Origin of the sequence: Flavobacterium branchiophilum NBRC 15030 = ATCC 35035 (assembly GCF_002217205.1) — a bacterium.
GTDB lineage: Bacteria > Bacteroidota > Bacteroidia > Flavobacteriales > Flavobacteriaceae > Flavobacterium > Flavobacterium branchiophilum.
Genome location: NZ_MUGT01000059.1, coordinates 1 through 14,407 on the forward strand (window position 1 = coordinate 1; position 14,407 = coordinate 14,407).

The 14,407-nt window shown below is 34.2% G+C and carries 13 protein-coding genes, 1 tRNA gene and 1 pseudogene; 7 read left to right on the top strand and 8 right to left on the bottom strand.

Annotated elements, in window-relative coordinates; genetic code table 11:
* Positions 1-188, top strand: a pseudogene (locus B0A58_RS08245) (Rpn family recombination-promoting nuclease/putative transposase); the annotation flags it as partial.
* Positions 189-413: 225 nt separating this feature from the next.
* On the opposite strand, the gene B0A58_RS08250 reads toward B0A58_RS08245, so the two are convergent.
* The 4 genes from B0A58_RS08250 to B0A58_RS08265 form a co-directional block, all read right to left on the bottom strand.
* The gene (locus tag B0A58_RS08250) at positions 414-1,448 is read right to left on the bottom strand and encodes a glycosyltransferase family 9 protein (protein ID WP_089080668.1); all 1,035 of its coding nucleotides are present in this window, start codon (positions 1,446-1,448) and stop codon (positions 414-416) included.
* A 21-nt stretch (positions 1,449-1,469) separates the two neighbouring features.
* A complete protein-coding gene (locus B0A58_RS08255; RefSeq protein WP_089080669.1) occupies positions 1,470-1,823 on the bottom strand; it encodes a hypothetical protein in 354 nt (117 codons plus the stop codon).
* Positions 1,823-2,797, bottom strand: coding sequence for a polyprenyl synthetase family protein (locus B0A58_RS08260; protein WP_089080670.1), 975 nt, complete (start codon positions 2,795-2,797; stop codon positions 1,823-1,825). The genes B0A58_RS08255 and B0A58_RS08260 overlap by 1 nt, the downstream gene beginning before the upstream one ends.
* Before the next feature lie 80 nt (positions 2,798-2,877).
* On the bottom strand, positions 2,878-3,981 hold the full coding sequence (locus B0A58_RS08265; RefSeq protein WP_089080671.1) for an endonuclease/exonuclease/phosphatase family protein: 1,104 nt from the start codon (positions 3,979-3,981) through the stop codon (positions 2,878-2,880).
* A 136-nt stretch (positions 3,982-4,117) separates the two neighbouring features.
* Between B0A58_RS08265 and B0A58_RS08270 the strand changes: the two genes are divergently transcribed.
* The 3 genes from B0A58_RS08270 to B0A58_RS08280 all read left to right on the top strand — a co-directional run bounded on the left by B0A58_RS08270 (position 4,118) and on the right by B0A58_RS08280 (position 8,383).
* Positions 4,118-5,752, top strand: coding sequence for a TonB-dependent receptor (locus tag B0A58_RS08270; protein WP_089080672.1), 1,635 nt, complete (start codon positions 4,118-4,120; stop codon positions 5,750-5,752).
* A gap of 170 nt (positions 5,753-5,922) precedes the next feature.
* Entirely contained in the window at positions 5,923-6,999 is a 1,077-nt protein-coding gene (locus B0A58_RS08275; protein ID WP_185740242.1) for a TonB-dependent receptor, read from the top strand.
* A 10-nt stretch (positions 7,000-7,009) separates the two neighbouring features.
* Positions 7,010-8,383: a DUF5689 domain-containing protein gene (locus B0A58_RS08280; protein ID WP_089080673.1), complete on the top strand. Its 1,374-nt coding sequence runs from the start codon at positions 7,010-7,012 to the stop codon at positions 8,381-8,383.
* 346 nt (positions 8,384-8,729) lie between these two features.
* On the opposite strand, the gene B0A58_RS08285 is transcribed toward B0A58_RS08280, so the two are convergent.
* From B0A58_RS08285 to B0A58_RS08300, 3 genes are all read right to left on the bottom strand, one after another.
* The gene (locus tag B0A58_RS08285; RefSeq protein ID WP_089080674.1) at positions 8,730-9,389 is read right to left on the bottom strand and encodes a hypothetical protein; all 660 of its coding nucleotides are present in this window, start codon (positions 9,387-9,389) and stop codon (positions 8,730-8,732) included.
* A gap of 85 nt (positions 9,390-9,474) precedes the next feature.
* Positions 9,475-9,873, bottom strand: a complete 399-nt coding sequence (locus B0A58_RS08290; RefSeq protein ID WP_014082937.1) for a hypothetical protein — start codon at positions 9,871-9,873, stop codon at positions 9,475-9,477.
* A 385-nt stretch (positions 9,874-10,258) separates the two neighbouring features.
* Positions 10,259-11,860 carry a fumarate hydratase gene (locus B0A58_RS08300; RefSeq protein WP_089080676.1) on the bottom strand — a complete coding sequence of 534 codons (1,602 nt, stop codon included), beginning with the start codon at positions 11,858-11,860 and terminating at the stop codon, positions 10,259-10,261.
* A 270-nt stretch (positions 11,861-12,130) separates the two neighbouring features.
* Between B0A58_RS08300 and mce the strand changes: the two genes are divergently transcribed.
* The gene (mce, locus tag B0A58_RS08305) at positions 12,131-12,532 is read left to right on the top strand and encodes a methylmalonyl-CoA epimerase (RefSeq protein WP_014082939.1); all 402 of its coding nucleotides are present in this window, start codon (positions 12,131-12,133) and stop codon (positions 12,530-12,532) included.
* 206 nt (positions 12,533-12,738) lie between these two features.
* Positions 12,739-12,812 (top strand) — tRNA-Ile (locus tag B0A58_RS08310).
* 49 nt (positions 12,813-12,861) lie between these two features.
* On the opposite strand, the gene B0A58_RS08315 is transcribed toward B0A58_RS08310, so the two are convergent.
* Positions 12,862-13,686 carry a universal stress protein gene (locus B0A58_RS08315; RefSeq protein ID WP_089080677.1) on the bottom strand — a complete coding sequence of 275 codons (825 nt, stop codon included), beginning with the start codon at positions 13,684-13,686 and terminating at the stop codon, positions 12,862-12,864.
* Positions 13,687-13,935: 249 nt separating this feature from the next.
* Between B0A58_RS08315 and rimP the strand changes: the two genes are divergently transcribed.
* Positions 13,936-14,403 carry a ribosome assembly cofactor RimP gene (gene rimP, locus B0A58_RS08320; RefSeq protein WP_014082941.1) on the top strand — a complete coding sequence of 156 codons (468 nt, stop codon included), beginning with the start codon at positions 13,936-13,938 and terminating at the stop codon, positions 14,401-14,403.
* The last annotated feature ends 4 nt before the right edge of the window (positions 14,404-14,407 follow it).

Sequence of the window (14,407 nt, forward strand, 5' to 3'; positions counted from 1 at the left end):
TGGGGAAAGTAGAAGGAAAGATAGAAGGAAAGATAGAAGGGAAAGTAGAAGGGAAAATAGAAAGAGATATTGAAATCATCCTTAATGGTTACAACAATCGGTTTTCTATTACTCAATTGGCTCAATTAACCAATCTGTCTGAACAAGAGGTGCTTATGATTTTGAGAGATAACGGAATTGAGGTTTAAAAGCAATTTACCCCGTCAATATCCTATGCCATAGGTTTTTTGTTAAATCCTAGCTCATCGTAACACCTCCAAAAGTGGCAATCTAGCCCCGACTGGAGTGGAAATCCTTTTTGTTTTTTCGTTAAAAACAAAAAGATTGTAGCGAAAGGCGGGAACTGCCCCTGCGTGGAAATGCCAAAAGTGGCAGTTCCTCATCTTGAAATGTCTTTGGGGTTTAATTTGAATTTATCGTAATATTTGTTGTATTTTATTAATTATTTCATCGACTTTGATGGTTTGCATGACGTTTTCGTATCCTGCTACTTTTTTGTTTCCATAAATAGAGGTGGGCAAGAGTGGGTACTGATTTCTGTTGGGCACAAGGGCATAGTCTATGGGCTGGTTGAAGGGCAAAAAACCTGCATAAGGGTGGGTTGCTCCCCATAGGGTGAGTACTTTTTTGCCTAGCATGGCGGCTATATGGGCGTTGCCGCTATCCATAGAAAGCATGAGGTCTAACTGGCTGATTAAGGCCATTTCTGTTGCTAGGTCGAAGCATCCTGCCATGTTGTAAACATTTGGATGAGTTGCTGCGAGGGTTGTCAAGAGTTGTTTTTCTTTTTGTCCTCCGCCAAACAAAAATACTTCATAATCAGGATTTTTTGCTAGTTTTTGTATTAGTTTTTGCATCAAATCAAAGGGGTAAACTTTGGATTGATATTGTGCAAAAGGGGCAATTCCTAGGTGCTTTTTGTTGGGTTTTATCAGGTTTTGTATGGCTTTGTTGGGCTGAAAATTTGGAAATATTGGGCTGGCATTTTTGATTTGAAAGCCTAATTGTTCTAAAACTTCAATTTGTCTGTCGAAAACGGTTGTTAGCGGTTTGAAAATTTTGTTTTTGGTTCTGGTAAGGGCTTTTTTGTCATTTCGGGCTTTGTTGATTTGGGCGGTTTGAATGCCAGAAAAGGCCATCAATTGGCATACAATTTTTGATCGAAGGACGTTGTGCCAATCGGCAAAAGCATCGGGTTTTAACTTTTTTAGATCGATAAACAAACGGAGGTTTCCTATAAACCCTTTGTGCCTTTTTTTGTCGTCGAAAGCAAAGAATGTTAGGTTTGGAATGTCGTCGAAAAAGGGTTTGAAAAAGGGCCTTGAGACCATGGTTATTTTTAAATTGGGATACAAATGGGCAAGTTTTCTGATGTTTGGCACGGTCATAGCAACATCGCCCATGGCAGATAGCCTGAATATCATAAGGTGCTTTATGGGTTTGCTCATGTTTTTTTTTGGAATTTAATATTAATAATGGGCTTTGTACCATACTTTCATCCACTCTCGTTTGAGTATTAAAAAGCATACTTGATTGGCCAGGACAACTAAATCTGATCCGTCTAATGCTTTGATTTGATTTTCTGGAACGTCGATGATGTAGAGTAAATTGAGGTATGAGCCAAATTTGTGGGCTATGAGTTGGTATATTTTTTCGTGCAAAACTTGTTGTAAGTCTTCGGGGGCTATATCTGGTTTGCAATCTAATGCTTCGTTGGCCAAATTAAAATCTTTGGTAATTTGTACTACAAGTTTTGAATACAAGTTCTGATTTGTAGCTGTTTCCCATAAGGCTTTAGGGTGTTGTGGCGTTTCAAAAGTCATTATACGGTGCGTTTCATTAAATTTTGTCCAAATACATGTAGTATCTGTTTTTTTTCTGGCTCTATATCCAATGGATGTAATACATCAAAAGCTTTTTGAGTGTATAATGCTAAGGCCTTTTGAGTGTTTTCAGCGGCTTTTGTGTCTGTAAAAATTTGTTTTACAAGTGCAATTTTTTGGGTATTGTCCTCTAAATTTTGTTGGTATAAATCTAGCAGTTGCTGTTTTTGTGTTTGGTCGGCATTTTGGAGTGCCGTCAAATATAAATATGTTTTTTTGTTTTCAATAATATCGCCACCTACTTGTTTGCCAAAAGTTTTAGGATCGCCAAAAGCGTCTAAAAAATCGTCTTGAAGCTGAAATGCAATACCTAAATTTAGTCCAAAATCATAAATTAGTTGTGCATTTTCTAATGAAGTTTGAGCAATGATGGCACCCATTTTTAGGGCTGCGGCTACTAAAACGGCTGTTTTATATTCAATCATTTTGAGGTATTCGTTTATGGTAACACCAACTTTGGTTTCAAAATCTACGTCCCATTGTTGTCCTTCGCAAACTTCGAGTGCGGTTTTTGAAAATAATTTTGCCAAATCTCTAAAAACGGGTGGTTCGTATTGCTCAAAATATTGGTAAGCCAATATCAACATGGCATCGCCCGAGAGGATACCTGTGTTGATGTTCCATTTTTCATGTACGGTTTGATGCCCTCTTCTAAGTGGGGCATCGTCCATAATATCGTCGTGAATTAATGAAAAATTATGAAAAGTTTCTACTGCCATTGCAGCAGGAAGGGCTTGTTTGTAATTGGCATTAAAGATTTCTGCCGACATTAAGGTTAATACAGGTCGCATTCTTTTGCCACCAAGCGATAAGATATAGTCAATAGGGTTGTATAAATTTTGTGGTTCTTTGAGGTACGATTGTTTTTGTAAGTACGCTACAAATAGACTTTGATATTCTGAAATGGTGTGCATGTTTTGTTTTTTGGCAAATTTATAATTTTATTTAATGATTATTTTAAACAAATAACCAAAAATAACCTTTTTTTTAATCATTATTTGACTTCTTTTACTAAGTATATAAATGCAGGAAAATGATCGCTAAAACCTACTTCGTTCAAAGAGTGTCTTAATGGATAACCTTTGTAGGCACCCGTAGTTTGTACCATAAAGGATTTGTTGTATATGCCAGACTTCCAATACATAAAAGTCGAAAAATCCTTTTGTAATAAAGTTTCAGAAACCATGATTTGATCAAATATATCTCCAGCATCTCTATAAAATAGGGTGGCATTACCGTCTTTTGCCATTTGTTCAAAGGGGTTGTAAACACCAAATTTGGCAACATCATTTCGAGACAATTTGGCTCCAATTCCTTTCTTGACAGAGTTGTTGTAAGGGCCGTCATTTAAGTCACCCATTGAAATAATTTTGGCATTTGGATTTATTTTATAAATAGAGTCCATAATTTTTCGGTTCAATCGGCCCGCTTCTTCTCTAAAAGGGCTGCTCTTTTTTTCGCCACCCGACCTTGAAGGCCAGTGGTTTACTAATACATGTACCTCTTCGCCATCTAAAAAACCGGTAACCAACAAAATATCACGAGTATAAATCCTGTGATTATTCACATAATCGGTTTTGTCATTTTCCATTTTGTCTTCATCTGTTTCTTTTTCTTTGGAATCTTTAGCTTGATGTTTATAAATGAGCAAAGGAATATTTGAAGTACTAGTGGGTTGAAAATATTTTTTTTGATACAACAATGCCACATCAATGCCACGATGGTCTGGCGAATCAAAATGAACAATGCCATAATTGTATTTGGCTAATTGAGGTTCTTTTATCAAATCTTCTAGCACACCCCGATTTTCAATTTCAGATCCTCCAATAAGCGTAGGGGCATTTGGGTTATCAGGAGTGCCAATGCCTGAAAGTACACGGGACAAATTTTTTAGTTTTTGATGGTATTTTTCAGATGTCCAGTTTTGGACTCCATTTGGAAGCCATTCTTCGTCGTTGTTTGGATTGTTGATGGTGTCAAATAAATTTTCAAAATTATAAAAAGCAACGGTGTGTATGGCCACTTTTTTAGCTTGAGATTGTACCGCTGCAATTGAGAATAACACAAAAATGAAGGCAATAATTTTTCTAATTTTCATATTTAATAGCATTTTAATTAAAAAGTTTAACATAAACTTGGCAACAAAAGTAATTAATATTAATATAAAATGTACTTTTGCACTATTAAGAAATAATAATTCCTTGTTATAAGGATGATTTAATTAGATGTAATTTATGAAAAAACTTGTTATTAGTACTTTATTAGTTATGCAAGTATTTTGGGTGTTTGGACAAACTGCTTCCAAAATTACAGGAAGAGTTTTAGATTCCAAAACCAAAAATGCCATTCAAAACGTAGAAGTTAGTCTTCAAAACACCCATTTGACGGAACTAACAAACCCAAATGGTGAATTTGAACTTTCAAATGTAGCCTTTGGAATACAAATTATAAAAATTAGTAGCCAAGGTTATGTAGAACAACAAATTCAAATAACGGTTGAGAATGGCAAAACAACCTCTGTTGGCGACGTTTTTTTGAAAGAAGACGTAACAACTGAACAACAAAACAGTTTGATAACCATTACAGAAGGTGCTTTGAACGACGAAGTGAATGGATCCGAAAGTACGGCAAGTTTATTGCAATCTAGTAGAGATGCCTTTTTGCAAGTAGCCGCTTTTAATTTAGGTCAGGCCCGATTTAGTGTAAGAGGAATTGACAATGAATATTCTAGCGTAATGATTAACGGTATTTTGATGAATAAAATGGCCGATGGTCGCCCACAGTATGGTGATTGGGGAGGCTTAAATGATGTTACTAGAAATCAAGAGTTTACAAATGGTTCTGCTCCTTCTGATTATATTTTTGGAGGTATTGCTGGAACTCAAGAAATCAATACAAGAGCGTCGTTGTATAGAAAAGGTAGCCGTATTTCGTTTTTAAATACCAATACCAATTATAGTTTTAGAGCCATGGCTACTACTTCGTCTGGAATGCAAACAGATGGTTGGGCATATACGCTTTCGGCTGGAAGACGATGGGCTGAAAACGGCTATTTTGATGGTACTAATTACAGCGCCAATTCGCTTTTTGCCAGTGTCGAAAAGAGAATCAACAACAAACATAGCTTGAACTTTACCTCTATCCTTGCTCAAAACAAACGAGGTAAAAATTCGCCAAATACACAAGAAACTTTAGACTTGATGGGCGATAAATACAATTCATATTGGGGATTTCAAGAAGGAGAAAAAAGAAATTCTCGTTATAAAAAATCTGAAGAACCCATGGTAATGCTCACACATTATTGGACTGTGAATGACAAAACCAGAATCAACACCTCTCTAGCTTTTCAAACGGGTCAAATAGGCAATAGCCGATTGGATTATACCAAAGTAGATAATCCAGACCCTACTTATTATAGAAAACTACCAAGTTATTATACCAATTATTTTAATAACGATGTATTTGTGGGTAACACCCCATTTTATGTGAATGCGGCAGCAGTAACACGAGCTAATTTTTTAGCCAATCCGCAGTTAGATTGGAAAAATATCTACAAAATTAATCAAGAAAATTTAGCTAACGGCAGCAGAATTGTGCTTTATGAAGACCGTAATGACGAAAATATTGTAACTTTTAATACTAATTTAGCTTCGCAACTAACAGATCATATATTTGTAAATGCTGGTTTGAATTATCAAAATTCGATTACCAAAAATTTTAAGAAAATGGTCGATTTATTAGGAGGTAATTATTTTACAGATGTAGCTACTTTTGGGTTATATGGCGATCAAAACCAATCGGATTTGAACAATCCAAATAGAATTATTGGCAAAAATGACCAATACGGCTATAATTATGGTAACCTCTAAAAACTCAATATTTTGATTTTTTAAAAAACATAAAATATTGAATATAAACAAAATAAGGTTTTTAATTTTTCTGCAAATCGAGTTTTTAGAGGTGTCCTTATAATATTGAAGCTTCAAGATTTGACTTTTTTACTCAATTCAAATTTGTATTTAAAAAAATAGATTTTTATTTGGCACAATCTTTTTCCAAATCAGCTTACCAGCGAGAAGGTTTATACAAAAACGGTTATTATCCTGATAATTCCTTTGGCAAAAGCGAGACAATTGATTTTGAAAATTTTGGTTTCAAAGGTGGTTTTACTTATAAAATTTCGGGGAAACATTATGTTGATTTTAACGGTATTTATATGTCAAAAGCTCCAAATACTAAAGATGTTTTTGCCAATGCCCGTGTTAATAATTTTATTACAGAAAATATTGATAATGAAAAAATTAATGGAGGCGATTTGAGTTATATCATCAAAACACCAAAATTCAAATCCAGAATTTCGGCTTATTATATCGAAACTAAAAACAGTACCGACATCAATTTTTATTATGCAGACGGTGTCAGTGTAGGCACAAGCAGCGGTGCTTTTGTTTCGGAAATTGTTACTGGAATCAACAAACGCAACAAAGGACTCGAAGTGGGATTGGAATACCAACTTTCTGCAACGGTAAAGTTTACAGGAGTTGCGGCTTTGGGTAATTATACCATAACAAACAATCCAGACGTTAAATTGTCTAATGATTTGGCTGCCAATGTGGTGTCTTACGGAGCTGCCAATTTAGCGGGTTATAAATTATCTGGTTCGCCTCAACAGGCTTTCTCTTTTGGTGCAGAATACAGAGATCCCAAATTTTGGTGGATTGGTACTAATATCAATTATTTAGCAGAAAGTTATGTGGATGTTTCCACCATCAAAAGAACCAACAGCTACTTTACTTCGCCAGACAATGCTGGCATCACCATCGATCAAGCTAAAGCCGACAATTATTTAAAACAAGAAAAACTAAATCCATTTTATTTGCTCAATGTTGTAGGTGGAAAATCTTGGAGAATACAAGGCAAAACGTTTGGTTTATTTGCCAATATTAATAATCTTTTGAATGTGGCTTATAAAACGGGTGGTTTTGAACAATCCAGAAATGCAACTTACAAACAAGATGACCAAGACCATTATAGTGGCGGTAATTTAGTTTTTGGTCCAAAATACTTTAATGGTTACGGACGTACTTATATGATTAATATTTATTTGAATTTTTAAATATATACAAATGAAAAAATTTGCAATACTATCGACAAGTTTATTACTTACATTGCTTTCTAGTTGTGTAAACGATACTTTTGAAACTCCCACTCCCTCTTGTGTAAGCCCTAATTTGGCCAAAACTAAAGAAGTTTCTAATATTTATGCCATTGCTCCAAACCCTACGGGAACACCAGCCAATTCTCCTATTTATACCGCAGACGACATCATAGAAGGTTATGTGATTTCTAGCGATGAAGGCGGAAATTTTTATAAAAGCATGTATGTTCAGCCAACAGACGGCAGCAAAGGTTTTAATATTTCTATTGATGAAGGCAATGTTTATACAAAAGACATGCAACCAGGCAAAAAAATATTCGTAAAAATGAAAGGTCTTGCTTATGCAAATCCAACCAATTATGCTCGAGGCCTCATTATTGGTGCTCCGCCAACAGAGCAATATGCCGTGGACAGATTGTCTAGTTTAACATACAAAAACAATATTATCCCTTCTTGCGATATTATTAGCGAAGATGCTATAGTAAAGCACATTACACTAGCACAAGCCAAAGCGAATGACACCTATTTAAATACACTTGTAGAGTTTGACAACGTACAATTTGAATCGGAAAACATCACTTACGATCCCGTTCGTACAGACGATTTTGATTCGAGCATCAACATTACCGATGGTGCTACTACGCTAACCATTAGAACCAGCCGATATGCTAATTTTGCGGGTAATATTGTACCATCTGGAAGAGGAAAAATAAGAGGTGTACTAACCAAATACGGCACAGGGTCTAACCCATTTCAATTGGTATTAAGAACGGAACGAGATGTTAAATTAACTGGGCCAAGAGCCGATTTTTCGCCAGCATTGGTTGGTAACAACATCCAATATTTAGGAACTATTTCAGAAAATTTTGAAAGTTATCCTACTTCAACGGCAGGTTATAATTTTCCAAAATACATCAACGATGCTTTTGTAGGCAGTAGATATTGGGACGTAAAATCTTTTTCAAATAATAAATATATTCAAATGACTTCTTTTGGGGCAGGGCCAAATAAAGCCTATTTTATAGTGCCAGTAGATTTTACAGCCGCCAATAGTATTTCGTTTAAAACCAAAGATGGTTATAATGTAGGTGCCGTTTTGAAAGTGTATTATGCTACCAATTATACTCCAGGAGGCAATATTGCTCAAGCTACATTGACCGATATTACTAGTAATTTTACAATTGCCAGTGGCACAACTACAGGATATGCTGTAAACTTTACAAATAGTGGCACGTATGCTTTCCCAACTGCCTTAACAGGTAATGGTTTTGTAATGTTTGAATACAGTGGTACAACCAGTATTACAACCACCATGCAAATAGATGATATTTTAATTAATTAGTTGTATGACAAACAAAAAACAAAAGGCTGTCCCTTATCAGGGATAGCCTTTTTTTATGGTATTTGTTGATACATATAAGCAAAAACAATCAAGGTGCTTATTCTAAAAGTCAGCATAAAAAAATAGTATTGTCGTTATAATGAATCCAAATGCTGACTGTATTTGTACAAAAAAATTAATGTTGTTTCTACTACGGCCTCAATCAGTGCCTATGTCGGATTGCATGATGTGATTTTTCTCATCAAGTTTTTAATACCAAATATATTTTATATGTATATTTGGTATAAGTAGCACATTCTATAGTTTTATAACCTAAAGTAGTTGATTTTTTATAAAAAATTTTACATTACGGAATTTCTATGCTGGTATTTATATTCATACGATTTTCTAATGCTATGGTAACTGTTTTACCATTTGGGGTGTGCCAAGTTGCTTTTGTAACGATTCCATGTTTAATATGCTGTAAAACACCCATTTGTTCATAGCCATGCATACAACACATATCAAAACTTGGAATCAAATTTTCAGCGACTTTTTTTATACTAAAATCATAAGTATCAATGTGTTTCTTTTTCTTTAAAATCATCATTTTTACTTGTACAATGCTGTCTGTCTCTTCCTGTACTTGATAGGTAAATTCATGCTTTTTATCGTTTTTAAATCGTTTGTCTTCAAGATCCATTGTGTTGAGGTATTTGAAAAATAAACTCGTTGTTCCATTTGTTCCAATACTGTCTTTGATGTTAAAGGAATGAACTTTTTTGGTTTTATAATCAAATAATTTTCCTATCAATGAATAATCCATTCTATATATTCTAAAAAAATAGGTATCGTTGGCGGTATTTGAGTAGCTTACAAATTCCTGTTTTGCCTCTTTGTCAATAATTGCATATTTCAAAAAGGTGTCAAATTGGTATTTTTGTGCTTGTACATTAAATAATTGACAAAATAGTATAAATGTCAATACAAAAAATTTGTTGTTTCCTTGGGCTGTTTTGTTTTTCATAAACCTTATATTTTTATTGTTTTACAAAAATATAAAATGTATTGATATAAATTTATAAATAAATTTAAAAAATAATATTTTCTTTTTATTTATGACTTTCTTTCAAAAATGCAGCCAATTCATAAGACGGATGTGCAAATGTAGGTGCTTTTTCGGTGATGCTAACCGCTCTTTTTTTGTTTAGTTTATATACTACATCGGCATTTGTGGTAAACAATAAAGCTGACATAAACGGATTATTAATATACTGTAACAATACTACCTCCGCCTCGTCTATCGACACGATTTGTTGCACTTCATCTTGTTGGTATTTGTATTTCAATTCCAATTTTAAAACGCCATCAACAACTATTGGCCAAACATAAATATTCATCAAATCTGTATTGCCAATTCTTTTGGCAAGTGTAAGTTTTGCAAAAGTACCATCCTGTAAACTGGTTTTGACTTGTGCATAAAAACGATTGAAGGTTGCTTTAAATGGCATGGTAGGGTTGTTTTAAAAAGCCTCAAAGATATTAAAATAACTTTAAGGCTCTACTAAATTTAAGCAAATTTTAAAAACGGACATCAAATTTTTTCAGCTCAATTGTCCATCATCAATGGCTCAATTCTAAAAAATCAGCAACTATTAATTACTATATTTTGGGCGTTACCACAAGGTTCGAGCTATCCGTTTCAAACAACGTTCATTGAACTCCAAAAGAAATATCATATTGTGAAATAATCTTTTTTGATTATCACATTCAGAAACTATATTCGTGCAATACAACATCCCTTTTGGGTGCTGTGGGGCTTCTAAAGGATTTTCACTGCTATCCCTAACGCAAAATACGGTAAACAATAGAATGTATTTTTTTGTAAATATTATTTTATAAATTTTCAAAAAAATCATTCCCTTTATCATCGGTAATGATGAAGGCCGGGAAATCTTTAACCGTAATTTTGCGAACGGCTTCCATACCTAATTCATCAAAATCAACAATTTCTACATTCAAAATATTTTCTTGTGCCAAGATGGCTGCTGGCCCTCCAATAGAACCCAAATAGAATCCGCCGTACGTTTTGCAGGCGTTCATCACGTCTTTGGTGCGGTTTCCTTTGGCAAGCATTACCATACTACCGCCCGCTTTCTGGAATTCTTCAACATAAACATCCATTCGGCCTGCTGTCGTTGGTCCAAAACTTCCTGATGGCATTCCTTCTGGAGTTTTGGCTGGCCCTGCATAATAAATGGGGTGGTTTTTGAAATAGTCTGGCATTGGTTTGCCTGCATCCAAAAGTTCTTTGATTTTGGCATGGGCAATATCGCGTGCTACAATCAAAGTTCCGTTCAATTTCAAACGGGTTTTGATGGGGTATTTAGACAATTCCGCCAAGATAGAAGCCATCGGTTGGTTCAAATCAATTTCGACTGGTGCTTCCAAATGGGGTGCTACTTCGGGCAAAAATTGTTTTGGATTGGTTTCTAATTGTTCCAAAAACAGTCCGTCTTTAGTGATTTTCGCTTTGATGTTTCTATCCGCAGAGCACGAAACGCCCAAGCCCACAGGACAAGAGGCAGCGTGACGAGGCAAACGAATCACCCGCACATCGTGTGTGAAATATTTACCACCAAACTGTGCTCCAATTTGGCTTTCCTGACAAATCAGTTGCACTCTTTTTTCCCATTCTAAATCCCGAAATGCCTGTCCCGACATGTTTCCTGTTGTTGGTAAATGGTCAAAATAGCCTGCAGAAGCTTTTTTTACGGTAGCCAAATTAGCCTCGGCAGAAGTCCCACCAATGACCAAAGCCAAATGGTATGGCGGACAAGCAGAAGTTCCTAAGTCTTTGATTTTCTGACGAATGAAACTTTCGAGTGATTTTTCGTTTAACAAAGATTTGGTTTGTTGGTACAAATAAGTTTTGTTTGCCGAACCGCCTCCTTTGGCCAAAAACAAGAACTCATAAGAAGCCCCTTTTTTGGCATAAATATCAATTTGGGCTGGCAAATTAGAACCTGAATTTTTTTCTTCAAACATCGAAATCGGTACAATTTGAGAATAACGCAAATTGCGATTTTGGTAAGTATTGAAAATTCCTTTTGACAAAAATTCGGCATCATCGGCACCGGTATATACATTTTCGCCTTTTTTTGCCATTACAATTGCAGTTCCCGTATCTTGACAAGAAGGCAATTGACCTTCCACAGCAACAACGGCATTTTGCAACAAATTATAAGCCACAAAACGGTCATTATCCGTAGCTTCTGGGTCGTCTAAAATGTTTTTTAGCTTTTGCAAATGTGCTGTTCTCAACATAAACGAAACGTCGTTCATGGCTTCTTGGGCTAGCAATTCCAAGCCTTTTGGGTCAACGGTTAGTATTTCTCTCTCGCCTAGTTGTTCAACTTTTACAAAGTCAGCACTGATTTTTTTGTATTGGGTATCGTCTTTTTGAATTGGATACGGGGCTTGGTATATAAAGTCCATGGTATAATATATTTTTTTGAGCTGTAAAATTAATAAAAATTAGGTAAAAACCATGTTTTATGCTTTTTTTTATAACAAATTAACGAAAATTTTAGAATTAATGTTAAATTCTTTATGTTGGGGAAAATGGTTGCTCTTTTTTTTAAATTGTTTTTTTACATCGATTACGGCATTCAGAATTATATTATTTATAAAATAATCGGTATAAATGATGATTATTATGTTGTAAATCACGAAATTTGTTGCTTATAATTCATAAAAAATGTAAAAATGAGAAAAATAGAACATATTGGTATTGCTGTAAAAGATTTGGAAGCGTCAAATGAAATTTTCGCAAAATTATTTGGAGCTCCCGCCTACAAAGAAGAAACAGTGGAATCGGAAGGGGTAATGACGTCTTTTTTTAGTAATGGCCCTAATAAAATAGAGTTATTACAAGCTACAAACCCAGAAAGTCCAATTGCTAAATTCATTGAAAAAAAAGGGGAGGGGATTCATCATATTGCTTTTGATGTGGCTAATATTGAAGAAGAAATAGCCCGTTTACAATTGGAAGGATTTGTGGTTTTGAATCAAACGCCCAAAAAAGGTGCCGATAATAAAATGGTAGCTTTTTTACATCCTAAAAGTACAAATGGTGTATTGATTGAATTGTGTCAGGAAATAGTATAATAATTTGCAGACACATTATATATATTAAACTTTTTAGATTGGTAAACAGCAACACCTCAATGATATTTTACATCATGAGGTGTTTTTTTATTTTACTAAAATCTTCAATATCAGTGAATTAAATTTTTTTTGAACATTTTAATCAAAACATTTAAAAATTGTTTGCAAATAAACAATAAATGTATTAATATTGCACTCTCAAAAATGGTCCTATAGCTCATTCGGTTAGAGCAACTGACTCATAATCAGTAGGTGCTTGGTTCGATTCCAAGTGGGACCACTTTAAAATCGTAAATAACTTAATTTTAAGTGTTTACGATTTTTTTTTGTTATACTTTAAATGTTATTACAGGCAATGTAGCATGATTGACAATACTTTCGCTAATACTGCCATTAAAAAAATGCGAAATCCCTTTTTTACCATGTGTACTTAGTCCAATCAATTCGGCTTGAATTGCTTTTGAAAAATTAAAAACACCTTTTTCTACACTTATATCATTATAGATGTGGGTTTCGAAGTTTTTAATATCAAAATCGCTAACAAATTGTCGCAATAATTCCTCTGCAACTGCTGTAGTTTTGAATTGTGTGGGGGTGTTGATGTAAACCAAATGCAATTTGGCTTGGTTTTTTTCGGCAAATTGGATCACTTTATGAAAATTTGTTTTGATTTCTTTAGAAAAATCAGACGCAAAAACAAAATGATTGACTTCAAATACGGGCATCTCATTTTTAATAATTAGTACGGGAACATCTACATTTCTAACTACTTTCTCTGTATTAGAGCCAACTAATATTTCTTGAATTCCGTTACTTCCATGAGACCCCATAACAATCAAATCGATATTGTTTTTTTGAATTAATGTCAGGATGCTATCAAAAACCCTTTCTAATTTAATGATTTCGGATACTTCTATACCATCTAAAAAGTCAGCATCCATTTGTGCTTCTAATTTTTCGATGGCTTTGTTTTTAAAAAACATAATTTCAGGTATATTTTCACCTTTTTGAGCATTTTCACCAATTAAATGCGGTAATTCAATGCTGTGTAATAATATAATTTCGCCATTGTGTTTTTTTGCAATTTGAGCCGCAACTCGAAGTGCATGTTCTGAATGTTCAGAAAAATCTGTCGGTACAAGTATTCTTTTCATGGTAAAATAATTTAAGTGATTGATAGTCTGATTGATAACTCTGTGTTTTTTTTAGTGATAACATATAGCTTGTGCCATGTATATCCGTTTCATTGGTTCAGAATCATATTTTTTTTCGATATAAAATTAATAAAAATTAATAACATTTCAAAAGGTTTTTTGTCATTTAAAAAAAATAACTATATTTGCACCGTTATTTATTAAGAAATTAAATAATGAGGGGACGATTGTCCCCTCTTTTTATAAAGTATGACATTTAAAGAAAAGGTTTCAGCATTGCTCAACAATTGCTTGGATACACGACCAAGTTTGTTTTTAGTGGATTTAACAATAAGAGACGATTTTAAAATAATCGTTACCTTAGACGGCGATCATGGGGTAGTCCTTCAAGATTGTATAGATGTTAGTCGCGATATTGAGCAGCATTTGGACAGAGAAGAACAAGATTTTTCGTTAGAAGTAGCTTCGGCAGGAGTTTCATCTCCTTTAAAATTAATTCGTCAGTACAAGAAAAATATTGGACGAACCTTGCAAGTAAAACTTGCAAATGAAATTATTGAAGCAAAATTGATTCAAGCTAACGAAGATTTTATAACTTTGTCGTGGCAAACGAGAGAACCAAAGAAAATAGGAAAAGGAAAGGAAACTGTTGATAAGGTACAAGAAATAGCTTATACTGAAATCAAAGAAGCAGTTGTTACAATAACATTTAATTAAAAAT